The sequence below is a fragment of the Nocardia halotolerans genome (assembly GCF_042650145.1).
Taxonomy (GTDB): Bacteria; Actinomycetota; Actinomycetes; order Mycobacteriales; family Mycobacteriaceae; genus Nocardia; species Nocardia halotolerans.
Window position 1 is genome coordinate 373,728 of the sequence record NZ_JBHSDL010000025.1, and the last position, 24,145, is coordinate 397,872.

Consider the following 24,145-nt stretch of genomic DNA (forward strand, 5'->3'; position numbering starts at 1 on the left):
TCGCGGGGCACACCATCGGCGCAGCTCATCCCCCGCTCCGTCCGACCATGGAGGTTTCGATGCCGGAGAACTCGCCGAACGGCCGAACCCAGCCCGCCACACCCGAATACCGGCAGATCGAGGCCGCCGCCGCACCGACCCGTTTCGCCCGCGGCTGGCACTGCCTCGGGCTGCTCTCGTCGTTCCGTGACGGCGAGCCCCACGAGGTGAAGGCGTTCGGCACCACCCTGGTGGTGTTCGCCGCCGAATCCGATGGTGCGTTGCACGTACTCGACGGCTTCTGCCGGCACATGGGCGGCAATCTGGCCCACGGCACGATCAAGGGCGATTCGATCGCCTGTCCCTTCCACGACTGGCGCTGGGGCGGCAACGGCAAGTGCACCGCCATTCCCTACGCCCGCCGTGTTCCGCCGCTGGCCAAGACCCGGTCGTGGCCGACGCTGGAACGCAACGGTCAGCTCTATGTGTGGCACGACCCGCAGGGCAACAAGCCCACCGACGAGGTGACCATTCCCGAAATCGAGGGTTACGGCAGCCCGGAGTGGACCGACTGGACCTGGAACTCGATGCTCATCGAAGGCTCACACTGTCGTGAGATCGTCGACAACGTGGTCGACATGGCGCACTTCTTCTACGTGCACTACGCATTCCCGCGCTACTTCAAGAACGTCTTCGAGGGCCACGTCGCCACTCAGTACATGCGCTCGACCCCCCGCCACGACATCGAGGTGGGTACCAGCTACGACGACCCGAACTCCAGCCTGCGTTCGGACGCGTCGTATTTCGGCCCGTCCTACATGATCGACTGGTTGTGGAGCGAGGCCAATGGCATGACGATCGAGACGGTCCTGATCAACTGCCACTACCCGGTGAGCGAGAACTCGTTCGTGCTGCAGTACGGCGCGATGGTGAAGAAGCCCCAGGGCATGTCCGACGAGGACGCCGAGGCGATGGCCGCGCAGTTCGCCCGCGGCGTGGAAGTGGGCTTCGAACAGGACGTGGCGATCTGGCAGAACAAGGCGCCCATCGACAATCCGCTGCTGTCGGAGGAGGACGGGCCGGTGTATCAGCTGCGACGCTGGTACAAGCAGTTCTACGTCGACGTCGACGAGGTCACCGAGGACATGACCACGCGTTTCGAATTCGAGATCGACACCGAACGAGCCGTCAACAGCTGGGAGGCCGAAGTGGCCGACAACATCGCCCGCGGCCAGATTCTCGACACCACCGCCTGACCGGCGCGGCCCCTCCGAACAGAAAGCACCACCGATGACCAACGTGCTCGACAACATCATGACGATCGCCGACCGACTGCGCGATCAGAGCCCCGAGGCCGAGCGCCTCGGTCAGCTGCCCGACGCCACCGCGAAGATGCTGAAGGCGGCGGGCCCGATCCGGCTGCTCCAGCCCAAGAAGTACGGCGGGTTCGAGGCGCACCCGCGCGAATTCGCCGAGACGGTGATGGCCGCGGCCTCGCTGGATCCGGCCACCGGCTGGATCTGCGGCATCGTCGGGGTGCATCCGTGGCAGCTCGCCTTCGCCGATCCGAAGGTGCAGCAAGAGGTGTGGGGCGCTGACAACGACACCTGGATGGCCTCGCCCTACGCGCCGACCGGCATCGCGCGACCGGTGGAGGGCGGCTACATCTTCAACGGCCGTTGGCAGTTCAGTTCCGGCACCGACCACTGTGACTGGATCTTCCTGGGCGCCATGCTCGGCGACGCCGAGGGCAAGATGGCCCTGCCGCCGACCATGCTGCACATGATCCTGCCCCGCTCGGACTACGAGATCGTCGAGGATTCCTGGAACGTGGTGGGCCTCAAGGGCACCGGTTCCAAGGACATCATCGTCAAGGACGCGTTCGTGCCCGCCTACCGGGTGATGAACGGCGATCACGTGATCGACGGAACCGCGCAACGCGAGTACGGCGCCACCGAGACGCTGTACAAGATGCCGTGGTCGACGATGTTCCCGCTGGGTATCAGCGCCGCGGTGATCGGCATCGCCGAGGGCGCGCTGGCCGCGCACCTGGATTATCAGCGCGAGCGGGTCGGCGCGCAGGGCACCGCGATCAAGGACGACCCGTATGTGTTGTTCGCGATCAGTGAGGCCGCGGCCGACATCAACGCCGCCCGCCAGGAACTGCTGGCCAACGTCGACCGGGTCTGGGACCTGGTGGACGCGGGCAAGGAGGTCGATTTCGCCGATCGCGCGGCGGGCAGGCGCACCCAGGTGCGCGCGGCGTGGCGGGCGGTGATGGCCGTGGATCAGATCTTCGCCCGCTCCGGTGGCAACGCGCTGCGCATGGACAAGCCGTTGCAGCGATTCTGGCGGGACGCGCACGCCGGCCTCAACCACGCCATTCACGTTCCGAGCACGGTGTATCACGCCTCGGCGCTGAGTTCGCTCGGCCTCGAGCCCCCCGCGAACCTGCGCTCGATGATCTGACCGGACACCGAAGAAGGACAACGGAAATGACAGATATCAAGAGCCTCGGCTACGTCAAGATCCAGACCGCCGACATGGAACGCTGGCGCCGGTTCGCCTTCGAGGTCCTCGGTTTCGCGCAGGGCAGCGGTCCGGACGAGAACGCGCTGTACCTGCGGATGGACGAGCGCGCCGCGCGGATGGTCATCGTGCCCGGTGAGTCCGACGCGGTGGTCACCGTCGGCTGGGAGGTGCGCGACCACGCGGCCCTGGTCCGGGTGCAGGAGGCCGTGAGCGCGGCGGGTGTCGCGGTGAAGCCGCTGTCGGCCGAGGAGGCCGACGCGCGGCGCGTCGAGGAGGTCATCACCTTCCAGGACCCCACCGGCACCACCGTCGAGGTGTTCCACGGCGCGCTGCTCGACCACAGTCCCGTGGTGACCCCGTTCGGCGCGAAGTTCGTCACCGGCGCGCAGGGCCTGGGCCACGTCGTGCTGCCGACGATGGATCTGGGCGGTGCGTTCGAGTTCTACACCGAGGTGCTCGGATTCCTGCCGCGCGGCGCGTTCCGTATCCCGGCGCCGCCGGAGTTCGGGCCGGTGCGGATCCGGTTCCTCGGCGTCAACGAGCGCCACCACAGCCTCGCGCTGTGCCCCGCACCGCACGATGGAGCGCCGGGCCTGATCCACATCATGGTCGAGGTCGACAGCCTCGACGCGGTCGGGCAAGCGCTGGACCGGGTGAGCAAGGACGGCTTCTCGGTGTCCTCGACCCTGGGCAGGCACACCAACGACAAGATGGTGTCGTTCTACGTGCGCGCGCCCGGCGGGTGGGACATCGAGTTCGGCACCGAAGGCATGCGGGTCGACGAGCGGTACTACACCGCCGAGGAGATCACCGCTGACAGCTACTGGGGCCACGACTGGTCCGGTAGTGAGCCGCTCGCGGCGATGTAACCCGGCACCCCGCACCATTCGGCCCCCGGCCCGAGCCTCGCTCGGACCGGGGGCTTTCGCGTGTTCGCGATGTGTTCGGAAGTTTCATGTGACAGCGACCACAGCAGGTGATATAAATAGGCATATGCCTAATCGAAATATGCGAGTGGGCATCAGCTCGTAGATCCGAATGGAGAGCTCATGGTCATCCAGGCCGAGGCCACCACCCCCAGCGCGATTCTCGACCGCGCGTCCCTGCTGCTCGACGCCTTCGACGGGCCGGGCAGGCTCACTCTCGCCCAGATCGTGCGGCGCACCGGCCTACCCCGGTCCTCGGCGCACCGCATGCTGGAACGGCTGGTCCAGTTGCGCTGGCTACGCCGGGAAGGCCGTGACTACGAGCTGGGCATCCGGCTGATGGAACTGGGCTCGCTCGCGGTACACCAGGACCGGCTGCATCGCGCCGCTCTGCCGTTCCTGCACGAACTGCACCGTGCGACCGGATTCGTCGTACACCTGGCCGTGCTCGACGGCTCGGACGTGGTGTACCTGGACAAGATCGGCGGCGATCTGGCCGCGGCGATACCCACCCGGGTCGGCGGACGGCGCCCGGCGCACTGTACGGCGGTCGGCAAGGCGATCCTGGCCTACGCCGGCGAACAGCGCCTCGACGAGGTGCTCACCGCACAGGCCGGTTCGCGGACCCGGTACTCGATCAGCACCAAGGCCCAGCTCGACGCCGAGCTCACCAAGGTGCGCGCGCACGGCGTCGCGGTGGAACGGGAGGAGTCGTTGCCCGGCTTCGGCTGCATCGCCGCCCCGATCGGTGACATCGGTCAGGCGGCGGTGGCCGCGGTGTCGGTGTGCGGGCCGCTGGACCGCATGCTGTTCGACCACCGCCTCAGCGCGCCGGTGCGCACGACGGCGCTCAACATCTGGCGCCACGTCGACGACGGGCAGGTACGGGTGCGCCCGACCTTGCAGCAGCACGCGCGGCCGTTGAACGCGGGCCCCACCGGCCGCACACTGGCCGACCAGCGAGCCCGCCACTACGCCTGACCGGTCCCGGTGCCCGGCCGACGCGGTGCCGTCGGCCGGGCTCCGGCACTACCCGCGCAGCGGCTCGTTCACGCAGAAGCTGTGGCAGATGCGGTCGCGGACGATCACGTCCGGGTGTTCGGGATCGAACCAGCGGTCCACCAGCGCCCAGTGCACGGGGTGCATGAGGTAGGGGCCGTTGAGCCCGTCGAGGTCGCTGAACTCCTGCTCCCACACATGCGTCCACGGCGAGGACCCGACGGCGCCGGCCACCCGGCTCAGCCGCCAGGACCGGATGGTCGAGATGTAGTGCGGCATGCGGAGCAGGTCGGCTTCGAAGCGCTCGATCGTCGCGGTGGGGGTGCCCGGCGCGACCCGCAGGAGCAGCACGCGATACACCGATCCGGTGGCCGGCTCGGCGGTGCCACCCACACCGTCGCGGTACTCGACACCGTCGACGTGGCCGATGTCAGCCCTGCCGGTCACCGCCGCCCAGGACCACCTGCTCGCCCGCCAGGCGGCGGCGTCGTCGAATCGCAGGCGCACCAGGATGTCTCCGCCGTTGCGGACCCCGGGCAGGGTCGGCTGGACCAGAACCTCGCGCGCCCCGGACGCGAGCGCGTCCGTGCGCAGCTCGCCGATCAGCCGATCGGTGTCGGACCCGGCCGAGCGGTGCAGCAGAGCGACGACATCAAACATTGCCGAGCCTTTCCACGTCGGCGGCCGCCGCGCCGGTCGAGCGGGTGCGTTCGAGAACCAGATGCTCGGTCTCGGCCCACCACCGGCGCACCGCCTCGTCGGGTCGGCCCTGCCAGGTCATCGCCCACCAGCCCGGCGCGCCGTCGAGCACCCAGGTGGCGATCACGGTGTTCGGCTCGTCGGGGAACCAGATCGGTGGGCTCACCACCAGATGCTCGAGGGTCATGCCGCGAGCGCGCGCGCCGGGCACGTACCCGTGCAGATACGCGTCGACGAATTCCTTCGCCCGGCCGGGTCGCGTCACAACGGTGTCGATCACATAGACCTTCGCGGTGTCCATGGACCGACGGTAGGCACCCGTCGCGGTGCGCCGGCCCGATGGTTCCGCCCAGCGGGAGAACCGGGTTCGCGCGCGCCCTACCCCGCTCTACGGTGACCGGACGACGCGCTCGACCGTCGAGCATGTCTCCAGCTGTGCAGGAGGGTCAGTGACTGTCCGCGAATATCCCACCACCGGACCGGGTGCGGTGCCGGATCCCGAAGTGGCGGCCGTGCTCGCCGCGCTCGACGCCGGATTTCCCGATGTCGCCGCGATGGACGCGGCCGAGGTGCGGGCGGCGATCAGCGCCAGACGCACCGCACCGCAACGGCTTCCCGACATGCGCGCGGCCGAGGACCTGACCATCGCCGGCCCGGGCGGTGACCTGCCCCTGCGCATCTACCGGCCGCACCACGAGGGTGGCGCCCTGCCGGTGATCGTGTTCGCGCACGGCGGCGGGTTCGTCTTCTGCGATCTCGACAGCCACGACGAGTTCTGCCGGTCGATGGCCGCGGGCGTCGGGGCGGTGGTGGTCGCCGTGGACTACCGGCTGGCCCCGGAACACCGCGCGCCCGCCGCGCACGAGGACATGCTCGCCGCGTTGCGCTGGAGCGCCGAGCACATCGGCGCGCACGGTGGTGACCCGGCACGGATCGCGCTGGCCGGCGACAGCGCGGGCGGCAACCTCGCCGCCACGGTGGCCGTCGCGGTGCGTGACAGCGGCGGACCGGCCGTCGCGGCGCAGATCCTGATCTACCCGGTGATCGACGACAACTTCGACACCGAGTCCTACCGGCGCTTCGGCACGGGCCACTACAACACCACCCGGGCGATGCGGTGGTACTGGCAGCAGTACGCCCCGCACGGCACCGACGACGTCCGGCTGGTTCCCACCCGCGCCGCGACGCTGGCCGGGCTGCCGCCCGCGGTGGTGATCACCGCCGAGCTGGACCCGCCGTGTTCGGCGGGCGACGCCTACGCCGCGCGCCTGGCGGCCGACGGCGTCACCGTGCGGCACCGCCGCTACGCGGGCCTGTTCCACGGCTTTCTCACGATCCCGGCGCTGGCGGCCACCCGGACCGCACGGGCGCAGATCTGGTCGATGATCCGCGAGACGCTCGGCGCCGCCTAGTCCGCCGACGGATCGACCGGCGGGGCGCTGCCTCGTCGGTCGGTCGCGTCGGGGTGGCGCCCGGCCTCGCGCACCCGCTCTTCGATCTCACGCCAACGCCCCGGCGTGGGATGCGGGTACTCGGCGCGCTCGTCGTGTTCGGCACCGGCCAGCACCGTCGCGGCCTGGTCGATCTCGTCGATCAGTTGCTGGGCGAGTTCGCGTTCGGCCGCGTAGTGCCGTTGGGCCCACTGCAGCACGATCTGCGAATAAGCCCACCCCGGTTCGGATTTGGCGGCCTCGGCGTCGATCGCGGCCCGCTGGGCGAGCCCGTCGACCTGCTCGATGTGGTCGTGCATGATCTGCTTGAGCCGGTCCGGGGTCCCCAGATGGCCGAACATCACCCGCAGCAGCACATGGTGTTTGAGCACCGGCGGGTCGACCGGCGCCTTGTTCCACCAGAGGGTGACGGCGGCACGGCCGGATTCGGTGATCTGGTACAGCCTGCGCCCGCGCATCGCGTTGTCGCTGTCGAGGCGAGAGGAGGCGTAGCCGTGCTGTTCGAGCTTCTTCAGTTCCGCGTAGATCTGGCTGTAGGACGGGGTCCAATAGAAGTAGCGCACACTCCAGTCGGCCCACTTCTTCAGGTCGTATCCCGAGATCTCCTCTTCGAACGAGAGCATCGCCAGGACCGCCCAGCTGGTCGGCGGCAGGTTGGGCACGCCGGAGTCCTCGTCGATGTTCGGCACCGGCGCATGTTACCAATCGGCACACTCACCTCGGCCGTGCCGGCAACCACTCACCGGGAAGACATCTTGAGCGCGACACCGCCCGACCCCGATCCTGGGGGTCGACACGATCCGTTCGGAGGAGCCCCTATGAATGCAGACAACGTCGTCATCGACGCAGGTATCCCCAGCCCGGCCGACCTGCGCGCGGTACTCGGGCACTTCGCGACCGGCGTCGCGGTGATCGCCGCCCACGACGGCACGCGGCCGATGGGATTCACCTGTCAGTCGGTGGTCTCGGTGTCGCTGGATCCGCCGTATGTGTCGTTCTGTCCGGCCAAGAGCTCGACGAGCTGGCCGCTGCTGCGCCGGACGGGCACGCTGTGCATCAACATCCTCGCCGAGGACCAGCGCGAGGTGTGCGGGCGGTTCGCGGTGAGCGGCGGCGACAAATTCGCCGGCGTCGAGTGGAGCCCGGGCGCCAACGGCGCGCCCGCGCTGCACGGCGCACTGGCCCAGATCGAGGCGTCGGTGGCGGTGGAGCACGACGCGGGCGATCACACGGTGGTGCTGGCCCGGATCAGTGGCCTGCGGGCCACCGAGGGTGCGCGGCCGCTGCTGTACTACCGGGGCGGATTCGGCGGCTTCGCCGGGTGAACGACAACGGGGTGGCCGTCCGGAGACGACCACCCCGTTGTTCGGTTCACGCCTGCAGTACGTCGAATCCCTTGTAGCCGGCGGCGGCCACCTCGGCGATGATCTGCCCGTAGACGCCGAGGCCGCCGACGAAGGGCATGAACACCCTCGGCTTGCCCTCGATATTGGCGCCCAGGTACCACGAATTCGCTTCCAGCATCAGCGTTCCCGCCGCCCGGTTCGCGCATTCGTCCACCCACGCCGTGACCGCGTCCGGCCGCGCTTCCAACGCCACCGCTCCCCTGGCCTCGAGGTACCCGATGGCCGCCGACACCCAGTCGACGTGCAGTTCCGAGTGCAGCACCATATTGGCAAGCACCGAGGGACTACCCGGCCCGGTGAGGTTGAACAGGTTCGGAAAGCCCGTCATGCCCAGTCCGAGATAGGTTTTCGGTCCTTCGGCCCATGCCGCGTTGAGGGTGGTGCCGCCGCGGCCGACGATGTTCATCCGCGACACCGACCCGGTCATCGCGTCGAAGCCGGTGGCCAGCACGAGGGTGTCGAGCCCGTAGTGGGTCTCGGTGGTGTGTACGCCCTCGGCGTCGATACCGGTGATCGGGGTGGCGCGCAGGTCGACGAGCTCGACATTGTCGCGGTTGTAGGTCTGGTAGTAGTTGGTGTCGGTGCAGATCCGTTTGGCGCCGATCGGGTGATCGCGCGGAATCAGCACCTCGGCCACCCCCGGGTCCTCGATGACCGCGCGCACCTTGTCCTCCCAGAACAGCCGGGCGGTGTCGTTGGCCTCGCGGGTGATCAGCTGATCGGGGAAGGTCTTGCTGAACAGCACCCCGCCCAGTTCCCATCGGCGCTGGTAGGCCTCGCGGCGTTCCTGCTCGGTCGCCTCGAGCGCCGGCTTCGGGTACGGCTGATGCGGTGAGCCGCCGCCGCTGGCCATCGACAGGCGCCTGCGTTCGGCATAGTCCGCCTTGTGCGCCCGCCGATCCTCCTCGGTGAGCGGCGTATTGCCCGCGGGCACACTGTAATTGGGGGTGCGCTGGAACACGTGCAGGCGCGCGGCCGTCTCGGCCAGGCACGGGATCGTCTGGATGCCGGAGGAACCCGTGCCGATCACCCCGACCCGCTGCCCGGCCAGGTCGACGCCGTCGTGCGGCCAGTGCGACGTGTGCAGGATCTGGCCCGCGAAGGTGTCCAGGCCCGGGATCGCCGGGGTGTTCGCGTTCGACAGCGGGCCGGTGGCCAGCACGACGAACCGCGCCGACACCGCGCGACCGGTGTCGGTGCCTACCTGCCAGCGCAAGGTCGGCTCGTCCAGCACGATGTCGGTGACGCGAGTGCCGAACTCGATGTCGCGGCGCAGGTCGAAGCGGTCGGCGACGTGTTCGAGGTAGGCCAGGATCTCGGGCTGGGTGGCGTACTTCTCGCTCCAGTCCCAGTCCTGTTGCAGGTCCTCGTCGAAGGAGTACGAGTAGTCGACGCTCTCGACATCACAGCGCGCGCCCGGGTACCGGTTCCAGTACCAGACACCGCCCACGCCGTCGGCGGCCTCGAATACGCGCACGGTGAGGCCTTGCCCGCGGAACTTGTGCAGGGCGTAGAGCCCGGCGATGCCCGCGCCGACGACGACCACGTCGACCTCGGCTGGGCCCTTCCCTGGTGACGATGGGGTCTTCACTGTGCCTACCTTTCGATGGAGACCGGTTCTCCGCCGCGACGGTAGGGACCGGCGGACCGTTCGAGCAGGTGGTCTTCCCGCTGACCGGCACATTCGCCGAATCGTTGTCGCCTCCCGGTGATCGGGACGATCCGCAGCACTGCGGCCGGTGGCGGGCCTACCGTCGAGCCAACTCGAGGTGGTATCAGGAGGAACAGTGGTGGACTGGAACGACGAGGTGGACGTGCTGGTCGCGGGCTCCGGTGGCGGCCTGGCGGGTGCGTACACCGCCGCCCGCGAGGGGCTCAGTGTCGCGGTCGTCGAGGCGACCGACAAGTTCGGCGGCACGACGGCGTACTCGGGTGGCGGCGGGGTCTGGTTCCCCTGCAATCCGGTACTCGAGCGCGCGGGCACCGACGACACCCTCGACGACGCGCTCACCTACTACCGCGCCGTCGTCGGCGATCGCACGCCCGAACACCTCCAGCAGACCTACGTCCGGCGCGGCCGCGACCTGATCGAGTACCTCGAGGCCGACGAGCATTTCGACTTCCAGATGCTGCCGTGGCCGGACTACTTCGGCAAGGCGCCCAAAGCCCGGCTCGACGGACAGCGCCACATCATGCCGACACCTCTACCGGCCGCCGAGCTGGGGCCGCTGCGTACGTCGCTGCGCGGGCCGCTCGACACCGACCGGCTCGGCGCGCCCCTGCCCGAGCTGCTGATCGGCGGGCAGGCGCTGATCGGACGGTTCCTGCGCGCCCTGTCGACCTACCCGCACGTTCAGTTGCACCTGTCGGCACCGCTGGTCGAGCTGGTCGTGGAGGACGGGGTGGTGACCGGTGCGATCATCGAGCGCGACGGTCAGCGCACCGCGATCCGGGCCCGCCGCGGCGTGGTGCTCGCGGCCGGTGGTTTCGAGCAGAACCAGCAGTTGCGCGCGCACTACGGTGTGCCGGGCGAGGCGCGAGACACCATGGGGCCCTGGGGCAACCGAGGTCTGGCCCATCAGGCCGGGATCTCGGCGGGCGCCGACACCGATCTGATGGACCAGGCGTGGTGGTCGCCCGGGCTGACCCATCCCGATGGGCGCTCGGCGTTCGCGCTGTGGTTCACCGGCGGCATCTTCGTCGACCAGGACGGTCAGCGATTCGTCAACGAGTCCGCCCCCTACGACCGGCTCGGCCGGGAGGTCATCCGCCGGATGGCCCAGGATTCGCTGACCCTGCCGTACTGGATGATCTACGACGACACCGAAGGCGAGGTGCCGCCGATCAAGGCCACCAACGTGTCCATGGTCGAGACCCAGCAGTACGTCGACGCGGGCCTGTGGCACACCGCCGACACACTGGCCGAGCTGGCCGCGAAGATCGGGGTGCCCGCGGCGAACCTCGAAGCGACCGTCGAACGGTTCAACGGAATGGTCGCCGCCGGGGTCGACACCGATTTCGGGCGCGGCGACGAAGCCTACGATCGCGCGTTCTCCAACGGTGAGCCGCCGCTGGTCAGCATCGAGAAGGGCCCGTTCCACGCGGCCGCGTTCGGCATCTCCGATCTCGGCACCAAGGGCGGCCTGCGCACCGACAGCGCCGCGCGCGTACTCGGCCGCGACGGGCAGCCGATCCCCGGTCTCTACGCCGCGGGCAACACCATGGCCGCCGTCAGCGGCGAGGTCTACCCCGGCGGCGGCAACCCGATCGGCGCCTCGATGTTGTTCAGCCACCTCGCCGTGCGCGACATCCTCGGCGAATGACGCCGCGCCGGTCTCCCGGTCACCGGGAGTGACCGGCGCCCGCCGGGCCGCGAATGTGGTTCGGTTCACATCACCCCTTCCCAGACTTTTCAGGAGCAACACGATGGCTTCAGCGGACGACATTCGCGCGACGGTGCGCAAATACGTGGAGACCGTCGGCGCCGGTACGGCCGCCGACATCGTCGCCCTCTACCGCGAAGACGCGACGGTGGAAGACCCGGTCGGTACCGAACCACACGTCGGCCACGCCGCGATCACCGAGTTCTACGCGGCCATCGAGCCGCTCGACCGCTCGACCGAACTGTTCAGCATCCGCGTCGCGGGCAACAGCGCGGCGTTCAGCTTCCGGGTGGTCACCCGGTTCGGCGAGCAGACCTTCACCCTCGACCCGATCGATGTGATGACCTTCGACGAGGACGGGCGCATCAGCAGCATGCGCGCGTTCTGGTCGCAGGACGACATGGTCACCGGCTGAGAGAGACGACAATGACTGCGAACCAACAGCACTGGGACCACGAAGTCGGCTTCCTCGTCGTCGGCAGCGGCGCGGGCGGTCTCACCGGCGCGCTCGCCGCCGCCGAACGTGGCCTCGACACCCTCGTCATCGAGAAAGCTTCTTTTTACGGCGGCAGTACCGCGCTCTCGGGCGGCGGCGTCTGGGTGCCCAACAATCCGACCCTGCTGCGCGAGGGGCTGCGTGACGACCGCGCCGACGTGCGCGCCTACCTCGACGCGGTGGTGGGCGACCGGGTGCCGACGCGCAATCTCGATCGCTTCATCGACGCCGGTCCGCAGATGCTGGAGTTTCTCGAAACCAGCCCGCACCTGCGGTTCCAGTGGTGCACCGGCTACTCCGACTACCACCCGGAGGCGCCGGGCGGGCGGCCGGCGGGCCGGTCGATCGAACCGCTGCCCGTGGATCTGAAACAGCTCGGCCCCGACGAGGACCTGCTGCGCCCGGCCGCCCTGGCCACCCCACCCGGACTGTTCATCACCTCCAAGGACTTCGTCCAGCTCAACATGGTGACCCGCACCTGGAAGGCACGCTGGACCGCGCTGCTCACCGGGTTGCGTGCGATCAAGGCGATCGTGTTGCGCAGGCACATGGACACCCTCGGCCGCGCGTTGATCGCCCGGTTGCGCCTGGCGTTGCGCGATGCGGGGGTGCCGCTGTGGCTCGACACCCCACTGCGGTCGCTGATCACCGACGACACCGGCGCGGTCGTGGGTGTGCTCGCCGAACGCGACGGTCGCGAGATCCGTATCCGGGCGCGCGGCGGAGTCCTGCTCGCCACCGGCGGGTTCGAACACAACGAGCTGATGCGTAAGCAGCACCTGCCCGACGGCGGGCGCGACAATTTCAGCGCGGGTTCGGCCGACAACACCGGCGACGGCATCGTCGCGGGTGAGCGCGTCGGTGCCGCGGTCGACCTGATGGACGACGCCTGGTGGATGCCCTCGTTCCAGCGCCCCGACGGCGGCAACCAGGTGCTGGTGTCGGAGCGCTCCATCCCGCGCTCGATCATCGTCGACAGCACCGGGGCCCGTTTCACCAACGAGTCGGCGCCGTATGTGAGTTTCGTCCACGCCCAGCTGGCGGGCGCGCACGACCCGGCATGGTTGATCTTCGACGCGAAAGCCAAGAGCCGCTACCCCATCGGGGGGCTGCTGCCCGGGCAGAAGTTCCCCGCCTCCTGGCTCGACAGCGGGCTGGTGCGCACCGGCGCCGGAATCGGCGAACTCGCCGCGGCCATCGATGTGCCCGCCACCGCGCTGCGCGAGACGGTCAATCGTTTCAACGGTTTCGCCCGGGCCGGCCACGACGGCGACTTCGATCGTGGTGTCAGTGCCTACGACAACTACTACGGCGATCCGACCCTGCCCCAGCCCGCCCTCGATGAGCTCGACCACGGGCCCTACTACGCGCTGCGCATCCGGATCGGTGACCTCGGCACCAAGGGCGGGCTGGTCTACAACGAAGACGCCCAGGTGCTGCGCGCCGACGGATCGGTCATCGATGGGCTCTACGCCACCGGCAACACCTCGGCCGCGGTGATGGGCAACGACTACGCGGGCGCGGGCGCCACGATCGGCCCCGCCATGGTGTTCGGCTACGTCGCCGCCCACCACGCCGCGGCCACACGCTGAGAGACGGGAACGACCTGTGCAACCGATCCACTGCGGCAGCTGCGGAAACCGAGTCCTCGCCGAGAAGTTCAGCCCGAGCCACACCAGCATCCAGTGGCTCGACGACGCCGAATCCGCCTGCCCCGAATTCGCCCGCAGGGCGGCCCTCGGCGAGCCGAGCAGCTGGATCCCCACCTGTCCGGCACTGCGTGATTCGATCGAACGAGCCGTCGCCGCGGGCGAACTGGCCACCGATGAGCTCCGCCACGAACCCGTCCCCGGCCGCCTCGGCTGAGCCGGCCGGCGACCGAGAAACCAAGGAGAAGACCATGCACAGACTCGACGGCCATCGGACACTGGTCACCGGCGCCGGTTCCGGCATCGGCCGGGCGACCGCACTGCGCCTGCTCGACGAGGGCGCGAAGGTGGTGGGCGCCGATGTGTCGGCCGACGGCCTCGCGAGCACCGCCGAGCAGGCGGGCGAACGCGGCACCGCCGACCGTTTCACCACCTTGACCATCGACATCGGCAACGAGGAATCGGTGCGCGAGGGCATCGGCTCGGCCACCGACACCCTGGGCGGGCTCGATTCGCTGGTGAACGCGGCGGGCATGCTGCGCGCCTCGCACACCGAGCAGACCACGCTGGAACAGTGGAACCAGATCATCACCGTGAACCTCACCGGCACCTTCCTGGTGGTCCGCGAGGCGCTGCCGGCGCTGCTGGCCAACCCGCGCTCGACCATCGTGAACTTCAGCTCCACCTCGGCGGCTTTCGCGCACCCGTACATGGCCGCCTACGCGGCGAGCAAGGGCGGTATCCAGTCCTTCACCCACTCCCTGGCGCTCGAGTTCGGTGGCAAGGGGCTGCGCGCGGTGTCGGTGGCGCCGGGCAGCATCAAGTCCGGTATCACCGAGGCCACCGGCGGCTATCTGCCCGCCGATACCGACTGGTCGCTGTTCGCCAAGCTCTCCCCCGTGCTGCCGACGGATCTGACCTCCGGTGGCGCGGGCATGGGCGACCCGGACGCGGTGGCCGGCGTGATCGCCATGCTGGTGTCGGAGGACGGCTCGTTCATCACCGGCACCGAGATCCGTATCGACGGGGGAACCCACGCCTGATGACTCTCACCCATGACGACACACTGCGCGAAGTGCGCACCGACGCGGGGGTGCTGCGCTACCACGAGGCCGGCGACGGCCCACCCCTGTTGTTGCTGCACGGCTCCGGGCCGGGCGTGACCGGCTGGCGCAATTTCGGGGGCAACCTGGCCACCTTCGCCGAGCGGTTCCGCTGTCTGGTCCTCGAGTTTCCCGGTTTCGGGGTGAGCGACGACTTCGGCGGGCATCCGATGGTGACCGCGCTGGACGCGGTGACCCGTTTCGTCGACGCGCTCGGTCTGGATCGAGTCGACGTCATCGGCAATTCGATGGGCGGCGGCGTGGCGCTCAATTACGCCATCGCGCAACCGGATCGGGTCGGCAAGGTGGTGACGATCGGCGGGATCGGACGCAACCTGTTCAGTCCCGGACCGGGCGAGGGCATCAAGTTGCTGCAGGAGTTCACCGAGGATCCGACCAGGGAACGCCTGGTGCAGTGGCTGCATTCGATGGTGTTCGACCCCGCTCTGGTCACCGAGGAACTCATCGAGCAACGTTGGGCCCAGGCCACCGACCCCGCGACTTTGGACAGTGCGCGGCGGATGTACAGCAAGGCCGCGTTCACCGCGATGGTGCGGGCGATGGAAGCCTCCGACGCCGCCCCGCCCTGGGCCATGCTGCACAAGGTGGCCGCGCCGACGCTCATCACCTGGGGCCGCGACGACCGGGTGAGCCCGCTGGACATGGCGCTGATCCCGATGCGCACGATCCCGCGCGCCGAACTGCACGTGTTCCCGAATTGCGGGCACTGGGCGATGATCGAGCGGAAGGAAGAATTCGAATCGGCGGTGCTGGCGTTCCTCACCCGCTAGCCGCGCGCCTCTCCACTTTCAATATATAGCGTAAAGGGGGCCTTGCCACAAGGCCCCCTTTGTGGCGCATAATCGTCGGCCGCAGCAATTCACCTGCGGAAATGGCGGAAGTGAGGGCTTGTGTCAGCTCAGCGGTACGACGAACAATTGCGGTCCGAGCGTGCGTACGTGGCGGGGCTGTACGCGCGGCTCGATGCCGAGCGCGCACGGGTGAAAGGCCGCTACAGCGCCGCCCTGCGCGGCACCGGCGGGTCACCCATGGAACGCGACGACGAGGTGCGCGCTCTCGGCAAAGAGGTGCGGCGCCTCGATGTGGCCGACAACGGCTTGTGCTTCGGCCGGCTCGACGCGGTGTCGGGTGTGCGGTCCTACATCGGCCGGATCGGCCTGTTCGACCCCGACGACGAGTTCGAGCCGCTGCTGCTCGATTGGCGCGCACCCGCCGCGCGCGCGTTCTACGTCGCGACCGCCGCCCACCCCGAGGGCATGCGCCGACGTCGCCAGTTCCACACGCGCGGCCGCCGGGTGCTCGGCTTCACCGACGAACTCCTCGGCCGCCCCGACGGGGGCGAGGGCGGTAGCGGCGACGCGGCGCTGCTCGCAGCCGTCAACGCGCCGCGGGGAGACGGCATGCGCGACATCGTGGCGACGATCCAGGCCGAACAGGACGAGATCATCCGGCTCGCCCACCCCGGCGTGACGGTGATCGAAGGTGGTCCCGGCACGGGAAAGACCGTGGTGGCCCTGCACCGGGTGGCCTACCTGCTCTACACCCAGCGCAGGCGGATGGAACGCCAGGGCGTGCTGGTGGTCGGGCCGAACCCGGCGTTCCTGAACCACATCGCGCACGTGCTCCCCTCGCTCGGCGAGACGAACGTCGTGTTCGCCACCACCGCGGATCTCCTGCCGGGCCTGCACGCCCCCGCCGAGGACGCACCGGCGGCGGCCCGGCTGAAGGGTTCGCTGCGCATTCTCGACGTGCTCGCCGCGGCGATCGCCGACCGCCAACGCCTCCCCGAGACACCACGCACGATCGAACTGGCCGATGTGACGGTGCGCGTCGACGCGGCAACGGTGGAGTGGGCGCGGGAGGAGGCGCGGGCGAGCGGACGCCCGCACAACGATGCCCGCGCGGTGTTCGCCGAGATCATCACCTATGTACTCACCGAACGCGCGATCGCCCGGATCGGCAAGGGATGGCTGACGCGCGCCGACCGCGAAGCCTGGGAGCAGCTGCGCGCCGATTTGGTCGCCGACCTGGCCGACAATGCCGGGTTCACCGCCGTCCTGGACGAGTGCTGGCCGATCCTGACGCCGGAAACCTTGCTGTCACAGCTGTATTCGTCGCCGGACCGGTTGCGCGCGGCGGGCGCTGATCAGGCGCTGTGGCGGGCCGACGGTGCCGCGTGGACGGTGTCGGACGTCGCGTTGCTCGACGAACTGGTCGACCTGCTGGGCCGCGACAAGCCCGCCGACGACAGCGCCGAACGCACCCGCGAAGCCGAGGCCGCTTACGCCGCCGGGGTGCTGGACACCCTGATCAGCCGCGAGGATCTGATGGACGACGAGGATCATCTGCTCGCCCAGGACATGCTCTACGGCGAGGACCTGGCCGAGCGATTCCTCGAACGCGATACCCGCGAACTCGCCGAACGCGCGGCCGCCGACCGGGAGTGGACCTATGGGCACGTGGTGGTCGACGAAGCGCAGGAGCTGTCCGAGATGGACTGGCGGGTGCTGATGCGCCGCTGCCCGAGCCGCTCGTTCACCGTGGTCGGCGATCTCGCTCAGCGCCGCTCGCCGGCCGGTGCGACTTCGTGGGACACGATGATGGAACCGTATGTGCCCGGTCGCTGGCTGTACCGGTCGTTGACGGTGAACTACCGCACGCCCGCCGAGATCATGGCCGTCGCCGCCGCGGTACTGACCGAGTTCGCCCCGGATGTCCGCCCGCCCGAATCGGTGCGCGCGTGCGGCGTGCAGCCGTGGTCGCGCCGGGTAGAGGCGACCGAGTTGTCCACCGCGATCGAAGAATTCGTCCGGGACGAGGCCGGTCGAGAGGGGACCAGTGTGGTGATCGGTCCGCCCGGAGTACCCGGCACGGTGCCCGCCGCGGCGACCAAGGGACTCGAGTTCGACGCCGTCCTCGTCGTCGACCCGGGCAGGATCCTGGCCGAAGGACCACGCGGTGCGGCCGAACTGTATGTGGCACTCACCCGGGCGACCCAGCGTCTCGGCGTCGTTCACCACGACCCGCTGCCGCAGGCACTGACCGGTCTCGCCGCGCGGCCGGCATCCGTGCCCGCGCGACCGTAGTCAGCGCGGCAGACATCTCGGTGCCCCGAGCGGCCCGGGGTACGACTCGCCGCGCGCGGGTGCACTGCGGCCCCGCGCGCGGCGATCGGGTCTATCGCTGGGTGCTGCCGGCGTCCACCGGCAGCGTCACCGCGGTGATGTAGCGCGCCTCGTCGGAGGCCAGGAACAGCGCGGCATTGGCGATGTCGACCGGTTCCACCCACGGGATGGGCAGCATGTTCATCGTCACGGCCGCCTCGGCGAACTCCTCGCGGGTCGGATTCTCCCGGTCGGGCCGGAAGACCTTGCGCACCATGTCGTTCTGGATCATGGGGGTGTCCACGTTGGTCGGGTGCACGGTGTTCACCCGGATGCTGTGTGGTGCCAGTTCTTTCGCCAGCGAGCGCATCAAGCCGACCACCCCGTGTTTGGCCGCGACGTAGTGCGCCACGCCGACCAGACCGCGCAATCCGGCGATCGAGCTGGTCAGGATCATCGATCCGCTGCCGCGCTCGATGAGGTGCGGCGTGGCCGCCTTGCAGGTCTGCCACACACCGGTGAGGTTGATGTCGATCATCGTCTGCCACTGCTGTTCGGTCAGCTCGAGCGCGGCCCCGCTCGAGCTGATTCCCGCTGTGGCGCACACGATGTCGAGCCCGCCGAGTTCGGCGGCACCGGCGTCGACCGCCGCACGCAGCGCCGCACCGTCGCGCACGTCGACGACGGCGGTCACGACCCTTGCTCCCGCCGCCTCGACGGCGCGCGCGGTCTCATCGAGATCGTCGATGATCGCCGGTGGCGTCACCACGGTCTCGACCGGCGCGCAGAGGTCGACGGCGATGATGTCGGCGCCCTCCTCGGCCAGCCGGATCGCCTGGGCGCGGCCGATGCCGCGCGCGGCGCCGGTCACGATCGCTACTTTGCCCGAAACCCGTCCCATGTCACACCTTCTGAGTCAGTCCGGCATCCACCACGAGCTGGGTTCCCGTCACGAAACGGGACTCGTCGGATGCGAGGAAGAGCACGGCATTGCTGACGTCGACCGGTTCCACCCACGGCACCGGAAGCAGGGTGCGCTGGGCCAGTGCCTCGGCCGCATCCTGTCGAGTCGGATTCGGCAGATCGGGGCGCAGTTTCGCGTAGATCTCGTCGTTGAGGATCATCGGCGTGGCCACCGAGCCCGGGTGCACCGTGTTCACCCGGACACCCCGGGCACCGAGTTCGTTGGCCAGGGTGCGGGCCAACCCGACCACCGCGTGTTTGCTCGCCGCGTAGTGCGCGGCCGAAGCGGCCCCGACGAGGCCGTTCACGGAGCTGACGATCACGATCGACCCCCCGTCGGCCAGCAGCGGGGCACCGGCCCGCACCGTGTGCCAGGCGCCGGTCAGATTGATATCGATGGTGCGCTGCCAAGCCTGATCCGACAGTTCCCACGACGGCGCGAGATCGGCGTAGATGCCGGCATTGGCGACGATCACATCGAGGCGGCCGAACTCACCGGCGCCCTGCGCCACCGCCGCGTCGAGCGCGTCCTGGTCGCGCACATCGGCGGTGGCGGTGACGCAGCGCCGGCCCACCGCCTCGACCGCTGCCCTGGTCGCCGCCAGTTCCGTCGCGGCGGCCGCGATGTCGAGGGCGACGACGTCGGCGCCCTCCTCGGCCAGCCGGAGGCAATGGGCCCGGCCCATCCCCCTGGCCGCGCCGGTGACCAGCGCGACCGTGTTCTGCATGCGATTCATCGGGCGCTCCTGATTGATCGAGTGTCCACCCGGCAGACGCTAGGGTCATCGCCCACCCGGTTCGGCGCGCTCTCCCGGTCAGCGGGCAATGCCGCTGATCCTCCCGGCCACCGGGAGCCGTGGCCGTCATCGCCGCGCGTAGCTGAGACGGTCTGCACGATCGGATTCGTGAGCGGAGGAGGACACCAGTGACGAGGGCGACAGTCGAGGCGCCGCGTGGTGCGCGGGTGGTGACGCTGCGGGTGGCGGCGGTGATCGAGGAGACCGCCACCGCGCGTTCGCTGGTGTTCGAGGTTCCCGAGCACGCCGCGGACCGGTTCGCCTACCGGCCCGGCCAGTTCCTCACCCTGCGCATCCCGGGCGAGCCACCCGTGGCGCGGTGCTATTCGCTGGCCAGCTCACCGTGCACGGGCGAACCACCGAAGGTGACGGTCAAACGCACCGAGGGTGGTTACGCGTCGAACTGGTTGTGCGACAACATTTCTGTCGGTGACAGTATCGATGTCCTGCCACCGGCGGGCACCTTCACCCCCGCCTCCCTCGACGAGGATCTGCTGCTGTGGGCAGGCGGCAGCGGGATCACGCCCGTGCTGTCGATCCTGGTCTCGGCACTGGTGCGCGGGCGGGGCAAGGTGGTGCTGTTCTACGCCAACCGTGATCGCGACTCGGTGATCTTCGACCGGATACTCGACGAACTCGCGCAGCGGTATCCCGAGCGGCTCACCGTGACGCACTGGCTGCAGTCACGGGAGGGTGTGCCCACCGTGGACCAGCTCACCGAGTTCGCGGCACCGTACGCCGACCACCACTCCTATCTCTGCGGGCCCGGCCCGTTCATGGCAGCGGTGACCGAGGCCCTGGCCGACCGGCCGCGCGAGCGGGTCACCACCGAAGTGTTCGTCTCACTGTCCGGTGACCCGTTCGCCGACCCCGACCCGATCGTGGACGATGCCGACGCCGATACCGCCGAGGTGGATGTGGAGCTCGACGGCACGGTGCACGCGCTGCGCTGGCCGCGCGAGCGGACCCTGGTCGACGTGATGCTCGCCGGCGGCCTGGACGTCCCGTATTCGTGCCGGGCCGGCGAATGCGGGTCCTGTGCCTGCACCGTCGTCGACGGCGAGGTCACCAGGGGCGAGAGCGGCCTGCTCGACGACGACGACATCGCCGCCGGCTATGCGCTGGCCTGTCAGGCCCGGCCGAAGTCTGATACCGTCCGCATCCGCTTCTGACCCGGAAGGGGTGCTGTGGCAACCGATACCGCGCACACAGCGGTCGGGTTCGGATCCGAGCGCGGGCCCGTGCTGGTCTCCTTGATGCTCGCCACCGGGCTCGTCGCACTGGACGCGACGATCCTGGCCACCGCGGTGCTCGCCATCACCGAGAGCCTGGGCGACTTCGCCCTGTTCCCGTGGCTGTTCTCCAGTTATCTGCTAGCTCAGGCCGTCACCGTCCCGGTCTACGGCGCCCTCGCCGACACTTTCGGCCGAAAACCGGTCATGCTGTTCGGAATCGCGGTGTTCGCGCTCGGTTCGCTGCTGTGCGGACTGGCGACCAGTATGGGCGCGCTGGTGGTGTTCCGCGCCGTGCAAGGACTGGGCGCGGGTGCGATCCAGCCCACCACCATGGTGATCGCGAGCGATCTCTACAACCTCGCCGAACGCGCCACCATCCAGGGCTATCTGGCCGGAGTGTGGGCAGTGGCGTCGGTGACCGGGCCCCTGCTCGGCGGCATCTTCGCCGACTATCTGGGCTGGCGCTGGATCTTCCTGGTGAACCTGCCGCTGGCGGCGCTGGCCGCCTGGATGCTGGCGCGCGGTCTGCACGAGACGGCACCACGCGGACGCAGGCGCATCGACTACACCGGCGCGGCGTTGCTCACCGTCGGCGCCGGCGCATTCGTGCTCGGGCTGCTCGAGGGCGGCCGGTCCTGGGCCTGGGACTCCCCGATCGGCATCGGCGTGTTCGTGGGCGGCACCGTGCTGCTCGCGGCCTTCTGCTTCGTCGAAACCCGTGCGGCGCAGCCCATTCTGCCGCTGTGGGTCTTCACCCGGCCGGTGGTCGTCGCGAGCAGTGTCGTCGCGATGCTGGGCGGTGCGTTGCTGTTCGGGTTCACCACGTATGTGCCGATGTTCAACCAGGGGGTGCTCGGCACCGGCGCGGTGGTCGCCGGGCTCGTCACGGGCGCGCTCACACTGGGGTGGCCGTTGGCGGCCTCCCAAGCCGGCCGGATCTACCTGCGCTGGGGTTTCCGGGTGTGCGCGGTGAGCGGTGGGCTCGTCGCCGCGCTCGGTGCGGCCTCGGCGCTGCTGATCGGCGAACACTCGCCGCTGTGGCAGGTCGCCCTGTCGTGCTTCGTGGTCGGTGCCGGGATGGGCCTGGTGGCGACTCCCACGCTGATCGCCGCACAGACCGGGGCGGCGTGGTCGGAACGCGGCGTGGTCACCTCCGCTGTGATGTTCTCGCGTTCGCTGGGCAGCGCGGTGGGTGTGGCGGTGTTCGGTGCGATCGTCAACGCCCGGATCGGCGACGCGGGCCCGCCGTCGTCCTCGACACTTTCCGCAGCAGTGCATCTGGTGTTCGTGGCCAGTGCCGCGATGACGGTCGTGCTGGTCCTGGCCTGCACGGTCATGCCCCGGCGCGCCGAGACCGTCGATCCGTGACCACCGCGCTCCCGAATGCTGGGACAGCCCGCGGAATTCCTTTCCGGCCAGCGGGAGGCTGCCCGCCCGGTCCGTCCGGTGCCGACAACCATGGGGTGCGTGCGGCCGGTTGCCTACACCGCACGCTTCTGGTCATCACGACATCAAGGACGGAGCCAGCATGCTGAGCCCCCTCGCGCGCACCGAGCTCGCGGATGAACTGGCGCGCGCCGAAACCGATCGGGTGGCGGTGCCACCGCTGGTCGCCCGCTACCCCGGCATCGACGTCGTCGACGCCTACGAGATCCAACTGCTCAACATCCAACGCAGGTTGCGCGCCGGGTCGAAGGTCGTCGGGCACAAAGTCGGGCTGTCGTCGAAAGCGATGCAGCAGATGATGGGTGTCGACGAACCCGACTACGGGCACCTGCTCGCCGAGATGGAAGTCTTCGAAGACGTCCCCGTCGACACCTCCCGGTACCTGCTGCCCCGCGTCGAGGTCGAGGTCGGGTTCGTCCTGGGCAAAGACCTGCCCGGCCAGGACTGCACCGAAGCCGACGTCCTCGCCGCGACCGTGGCCTACGCCCCCGCGATCGAGTTGATCGATTCACGGATCACCGATTGGCAGATCGGGTTGGCCGACACCATCTCCGACAACGCCTCCTCGGCCGGTTACGTCCTCGGCAAGCAACGCGTCGCCCCGGCTGATATCGATATCACCGCTATCGATGCGGTCCTGACCCGCAACGGTGAGGTCATCGCGCAAGGCCGCAGCGACGCGGTACTGGGTGACCCGGTGATCGCGGTGGCGTGGTTGGCGCGCAAGGTCGCCACCTTCGGGGTGCGGTTGCGAGCCGGTGACATCGTGTTGCCGGGTTCGTGTACCCGCGCCATCGATGCCCGCCCCGGCGATGACTTCCACGCCGAGTTCACCGGGCTGGGCACGGTGGATCTGCAGTTCCGATGAACAGCGTCCACCCCGGTCACAGCGGCGTCGATGACAACGGTATCCGCCCGTGACCGCGGTGTCTGCCCCAGCTGCTACATCCTCGGCCCACCCACCGCGGATCCTGTTCCGCCCCCAGTCAATTCAGATGAGCTGATCAACCCCCTCCAGGAGGCACCGTGTCCCACGGCACCGTCACCGCCGCGATCGTCGGATCCGGCAACATCAGCACCGACCTGCTCTACAAACTCCTGCGCTCGAACACCATCGAACCCCGATGGATGATCGGGATCGACCCCGACAGCGAAGGACTCGCCCGCGCCCGCAAACTCGGCCTGCAGACCTCCGCCGACGGTGTGGACTGGCTCCTGAACCAACCAGACAAACCCGACATCGTGTTCGAAGCGACCTCGGCCTACGTCCACCGCGCCGCCGCACCCCGCTACGCCGAACTCGGCATCCGCGCCGTGGACCTCACTCCCGCCGCGGTCGGACCCGCGGTCGTGCCCCCGGTCAACCTGGCCGCACTGCTCGATGCCCCCAACGTCAACATGATCACCTGCGGCGGACAGGCCACCATCCCGATCGTGGCCGCGGTCTCCCGCGTGGTCGAGGTCGCCTACGCCGAGATCGTGGCCTCGGTGTCCTCGGTCTCGGCCGGACCCGGCACCCGCGCCAACATCGACGAGTTCACCAAGACCACCAGCCGCGGCGTGGAAACCATCGGCGGCGCCACCCGCGGCAAAGCGATCATCATCCTCAACCCCGCCGAACCCCCGATGATCATGCGCGACACCATCTTCTGCGCCATCAGCGAAGACGCCGACCACGACGCGATCACCACCTCGATCCACCGCATGGTCGCCGACATCCAGCAATACGTGCCCGGCTACCGGCTACTCAACGAACCCCAGTTCGACCCGCCCTCGGTCGTCTCGGGTGGGTTGGCGAAGGTCTCGGTGTTCGTCGAGGTCGAAGGCGCCGGCGATTTCCTACCGCCCTACGCGGGCAACCTCGACATCATGACCGCCGCAGCGACCAAGGTCGGCGAAGTCATCGCCGACCAGATCCACACCGCCCGCGTGTGAACACCCCGCACGTTAGGAAAA

The 24,145-nt window shown here is 69.3% G+C and carries 23 protein-coding genes; 17 read left to right on the forward strand and 6 right to left on the reverse strand.

Annotated elements, in window-relative coordinates; all coding sequences use genetic code 11:
- Positions 1-59 precede the first annotated feature (59 nt).
- From ACFO5K_RS20265 to ACFO5K_RS20280, 4 genes are all read left to right on the forward strand, one after another.
- A complete protein-coding gene (locus ACFO5K_RS20265) occupies positions 60-1,235 on the forward strand; it encodes a Rieske 2Fe-2S domain-containing protein (protein ID WP_449289690.1) in 1,176 nt (391 codons plus the stop codon).
- A 34-nt stretch (positions 1,236-1,269) separates the two neighbouring features.
- Positions 1,270-2,448 (forward strand): acyl-CoA dehydrogenase family protein, encoded by a 1,179-nt coding sequence (locus ACFO5K_RS20270; RefSeq protein WP_378565166.1) that lies wholly within the window; start codon positions 1,270-1,272, stop codon positions 2,446-2,448.
- 26 nt (positions 2,449-2,474) lie between these two features.
- Positions 2,475-3,380 (forward strand): biphenyl-2,3-diol 1,2-dioxygenase, encoded by a 906-nt coding sequence (gene bphC, locus ACFO5K_RS20275; RefSeq protein WP_378565169.1) that lies wholly within the window; start codon positions 2,475-2,477, stop codon positions 3,378-3,380.
- 180 nt (positions 3,381-3,560) lie between these two features.
- Positions 3,561-4,418 carry an IclR family transcriptional regulator gene (locus ACFO5K_RS20280; RefSeq protein WP_378565172.1) on the forward strand — a complete coding sequence of 286 codons (858 nt, stop codon included), beginning with the start codon at positions 3,561-3,563 and terminating at the stop codon, positions 4,416-4,418.
- A gap of 48 nt (positions 4,419-4,466) precedes the next feature.
- On the opposite strand, the gene ACFO5K_RS20285 is transcribed toward ACFO5K_RS20280, so the two are convergent.
- Both ACFO5K_RS20285 and ACFO5K_RS20290 read right to left on the reverse strand, forming a co-directional pair.
- The gene (locus ACFO5K_RS20285; protein WP_378565175.1) at positions 4,467-5,096 is read right to left on the reverse strand and encodes a Dabb family protein; all 630 of its coding nucleotides are present in this window, start codon (positions 5,094-5,096) and stop codon (positions 4,467-4,469) included.
- Positions 5,089-5,436 (reverse strand): hypothetical protein, encoded by a 348-nt coding sequence (locus ACFO5K_RS20290; protein ID WP_378565178.1) that lies wholly within the window; start codon positions 5,434-5,436, stop codon positions 5,089-5,091. The genes ACFO5K_RS20285 and ACFO5K_RS20290 overlap by 8 nt, the downstream gene beginning before the upstream one ends.
- A gap of 148 nt (positions 5,437-5,584) precedes the next feature.
- On the opposite strand from ACFO5K_RS20290, the gene ACFO5K_RS20295 reads away from it, so the two are divergent.
- Positions 5,585-6,547 carry an alpha/beta hydrolase gene (locus ACFO5K_RS20295; RefSeq protein ID WP_378565180.1) on the forward strand — a complete coding sequence of 321 codons (963 nt, stop codon included), beginning with the start codon at positions 5,585-5,587 and terminating at the stop codon, positions 6,545-6,547.
- Here ACFO5K_RS20295 and ACFO5K_RS20300 read toward each other — a convergent pair.
- Positions 6,544-7,209 carry a PadR family transcriptional regulator gene (locus ACFO5K_RS20300; protein WP_378566220.1) on the reverse strand — a complete coding sequence of 222 codons (666 nt, stop codon included), beginning with the start codon at positions 7,207-7,209 and terminating at the stop codon, positions 6,544-6,546. The genes ACFO5K_RS20295 and ACFO5K_RS20300 overlap by 4 nt on opposite strands.
- Positions 7,210-7,404: 195 nt before the next feature.
- Between ACFO5K_RS20300 and ACFO5K_RS20305 the strand changes: the two genes are divergently transcribed.
- Positions 7,405-7,911, forward strand: coding sequence for a flavin reductase family protein (locus ACFO5K_RS20305; protein ID WP_378565183.1), 507 nt, complete (start codon positions 7,405-7,407; stop codon positions 7,909-7,911).
- A 46-nt stretch (positions 7,912-7,957) separates the two neighbouring features.
- Here the strand turns inward: ACFO5K_RS20305 and ACFO5K_RS20310 are convergent, their stop codons facing one another.
- Positions 7,958-9,583 (reverse strand): flavin-containing monooxygenase, encoded by a 1,626-nt coding sequence (locus ACFO5K_RS20310; RefSeq protein WP_378565186.1) that lies wholly within the window; start codon positions 9,581-9,583, stop codon positions 7,958-7,960.
- Positions 9,584-9,779: 196 nt separating this feature from the next.
- Here ACFO5K_RS20310 and ACFO5K_RS20315 point away from each other — a divergent pair, with 196 nt between their 5' ends.
- The 7 genes from ACFO5K_RS20315 to helR all read left to right on the forward strand — a co-directional run bounded on the left by ACFO5K_RS20315 (position 9,780) and on the right by helR (position 17,730).
- Positions 9,780-11,315, forward strand: coding sequence for an FAD-binding protein (locus ACFO5K_RS20315; RefSeq protein WP_378565189.1), 1,536 nt, complete (start codon positions 9,780-9,782; stop codon positions 11,313-11,315).
- A 103-nt stretch (positions 11,316-11,418) separates the two neighbouring features.
- Entirely contained in the window at positions 11,419-11,790 is a 372-nt protein-coding gene (locus tag ACFO5K_RS20320; RefSeq protein ID WP_378565192.1) for a nuclear transport factor 2 family protein, read from the forward strand.
- An 11-nt stretch (positions 11,791-11,801) separates the two neighbouring features.
- Entirely contained in the window at positions 11,802-13,463 is a 1,662-nt protein-coding gene (locus ACFO5K_RS20325) for an FAD-binding protein (RefSeq protein ID WP_378565195.1), read from the forward strand.
- A 16-nt stretch (positions 13,464-13,479) separates the two neighbouring features.
- Entirely contained in the window at positions 13,480-13,737 is a 258-nt protein-coding gene (locus ACFO5K_RS20330) for a hypothetical protein (RefSeq protein WP_378565198.1), read from the forward strand.
- 34 nt (positions 13,738-13,771) lie between these two features.
- Positions 13,772-14,563, forward strand: a complete 792-nt coding sequence (locus tag ACFO5K_RS20335) for an SDR family NAD(P)-dependent oxidoreductase (protein WP_378565201.1) — start codon at positions 13,772-13,774, stop codon at positions 14,561-14,563.
- The gene (locus ACFO5K_RS20340) at positions 14,563-15,414 is read left to right on the forward strand and encodes an alpha/beta fold hydrolase (RefSeq protein WP_378565203.1); all 852 of its coding nucleotides are present in this window, start codon (positions 14,563-14,565) and stop codon (positions 15,412-15,414) included. Before ACFO5K_RS20335 ends, ACFO5K_RS20340 begins: the two co-directional genes overlap by 1 nt.
- A 120-nt stretch (positions 15,415-15,534) precedes the next feature.
- Positions 15,535-17,730 (forward strand): RNA polymerase recycling motor ATPase HelR, encoded by a 2,196-nt coding sequence (gene helR / locus ACFO5K_RS20345; protein ID WP_378565206.1) that lies wholly within the window; start codon positions 15,535-15,537, stop codon positions 17,728-17,730.
- Positions 17,731-17,821: 91 nt separating this feature from the next.
- Here helR and ACFO5K_RS20350 read toward each other — a convergent pair whose 3' ends face one another.
- Both ACFO5K_RS20350 and ACFO5K_RS20355 read right to left on the reverse strand, forming a co-directional pair.
- A complete protein-coding gene (locus ACFO5K_RS20350) occupies positions 17,822-18,649 on the reverse strand; it encodes a mycofactocin-coupled SDR family oxidoreductase (protein ID WP_378565209.1) in 828 nt (275 codons plus the stop codon).
- Between the two features lies 1 nt (position 18,650).
- Positions 18,651-19,448: a mycofactocin-coupled SDR family oxidoreductase gene (locus ACFO5K_RS20355; protein WP_378565212.1), complete on the reverse strand. Its 798-nt coding sequence runs from the start codon at positions 19,446-19,448 to the stop codon at positions 18,651-18,653.
- Positions 19,449-19,636: 188 nt separating this feature from the next.
- Here ACFO5K_RS20355 and ACFO5K_RS20360 point away from each other — a divergent pair, with 188 nt between their 5' ends.
- From ACFO5K_RS20360 to ACFO5K_RS20375, 4 genes are all read left to right on the forward strand, one after another.
- Positions 19,637-20,680 (forward strand): 2Fe-2S iron-sulfur cluster-binding protein, encoded by a 1,044-nt coding sequence (locus ACFO5K_RS20360; protein WP_378565215.1) that lies wholly within the window; start codon positions 19,637-19,639, stop codon positions 20,678-20,680.
- A gap of 15 nt (positions 20,681-20,695) precedes the next feature.
- Entirely contained in the window at positions 20,696-22,111 is a 1,416-nt protein-coding gene (locus tag ACFO5K_RS20365; RefSeq protein ID WP_378565218.1) for an MFS transporter, read from the forward strand.
- A gap of 160 nt (positions 22,112-22,271) precedes the next feature.
- Positions 22,272-23,057: a 2-keto-4-pentenoate hydratase gene (locus ACFO5K_RS20370; protein ID WP_378565221.1), complete on the forward strand. Its 786-nt coding sequence runs from the start codon at positions 22,272-22,274 to the stop codon at positions 23,055-23,057.
- 158 nt (positions 23,058-23,215) lie between these two features.
- Positions 23,216-24,124: an acetaldehyde dehydrogenase (acetylating) gene (locus tag ACFO5K_RS20375; RefSeq protein WP_378565224.1), complete on the forward strand. Its 909-nt coding sequence runs from the start codon at positions 23,216-23,218 to the stop codon at positions 24,122-24,124.
- Positions 24,125-24,145: the final 21 nt, after the last annotated feature.

Bases quoted from the DNA above. Each gene is read 5' to 3' on its own strand.
- ACFO5K_RS20265 (WP_449289690.1), top strand. From the start codon at position 60: ATGCCGGAGAACTCGCCGAACGGCCGAACCCAGCCCGCCACACCCGAA.
- ACFO5K_RS20270 (WP_378565166.1), top strand. From the start codon at position 1,270: ATGACCAACGTGCTCGACAACATCATGACGATCGCCGACCGACTGCGC.
- bphC (WP_378565169.1), top strand. From the start codon at position 2,475: ATGACAGATATCAAGAGCCTCGGCTACGTCAAGATCCAGACCGCCGAC.
- ACFO5K_RS20280 (WP_378565172.1), top strand. From the start codon at position 3,561: ATGGTCATCCAGGCCGAGGCCACCACCCCCAGCGCGATTCTCGACCGC.
- ACFO5K_RS20285 (WP_378565175.1), bottom strand. From the start codon at position 5,096: ATGTTTGATGTCGTCGCTCTGCTGCACCGCTCGGCCGGGTCCGACACC.
- ACFO5K_RS20290 (WP_378565178.1), bottom strand. From the start codon at position 5,436: ATGGACACCGCGAAGGTCTATGTGATCGACACCGTTGTGACGCGACCC.
- ACFO5K_RS20300 (WP_378566220.1), bottom strand. From the start codon at position 7,209: ATGCTCTCGTTCGAAGAGGAGATCTCGGGATACGACCTGAAGAAGTGG.
- ACFO5K_RS20305 (WP_378565183.1), top strand. From the start codon at position 7,405: ATGAATGCAGACAACGTCGTCATCGACGCAGGTATCCCCAGCCCGGCC.
- ACFO5K_RS20320 (WP_378565192.1), top strand. From the start codon at position 11,419: ATGGCTTCAGCGGACGACATTCGCGCGACGGTGCGCAAATACGTGGAG.
- ACFO5K_RS20325 (WP_378565195.1), top strand. From the start codon at position 11,802: ATGACTGCGAACCAACAGCACTGGGACCACGAAGTCGGCTTCCTCGTC.
- ACFO5K_RS20335 (WP_378565201.1), top strand. From the start codon at position 13,772: ATGCACAGACTCGACGGCCATCGGACACTGGTCACCGGCGCCGGTTCC.
- ACFO5K_RS20340 (WP_378565203.1), top strand. From the start codon at position 14,563: ATGACTCTCACCCATGACGACACACTGCGCGAAGTGCGCACCGACGCG.
- ACFO5K_RS20350 (WP_378565209.1), bottom strand. From the start codon at position 18,649: ATGGGACGGGTTTCGGGCAAAGTAGCGATCGTGACCGGCGCCGCGCGC.
- ACFO5K_RS20355 (WP_378565212.1), bottom strand. From the start codon at position 19,448: ATGAATCGCATGCAGAACACGGTCGCGCTGGTCACCGGCGCGGCCAGG.
- ACFO5K_RS20370 (WP_378565221.1), top strand. From the start codon at position 22,272: ATGCTGAGCCCCCTCGCGCGCACCGAGCTCGCGGATGAACTGGCGCGC.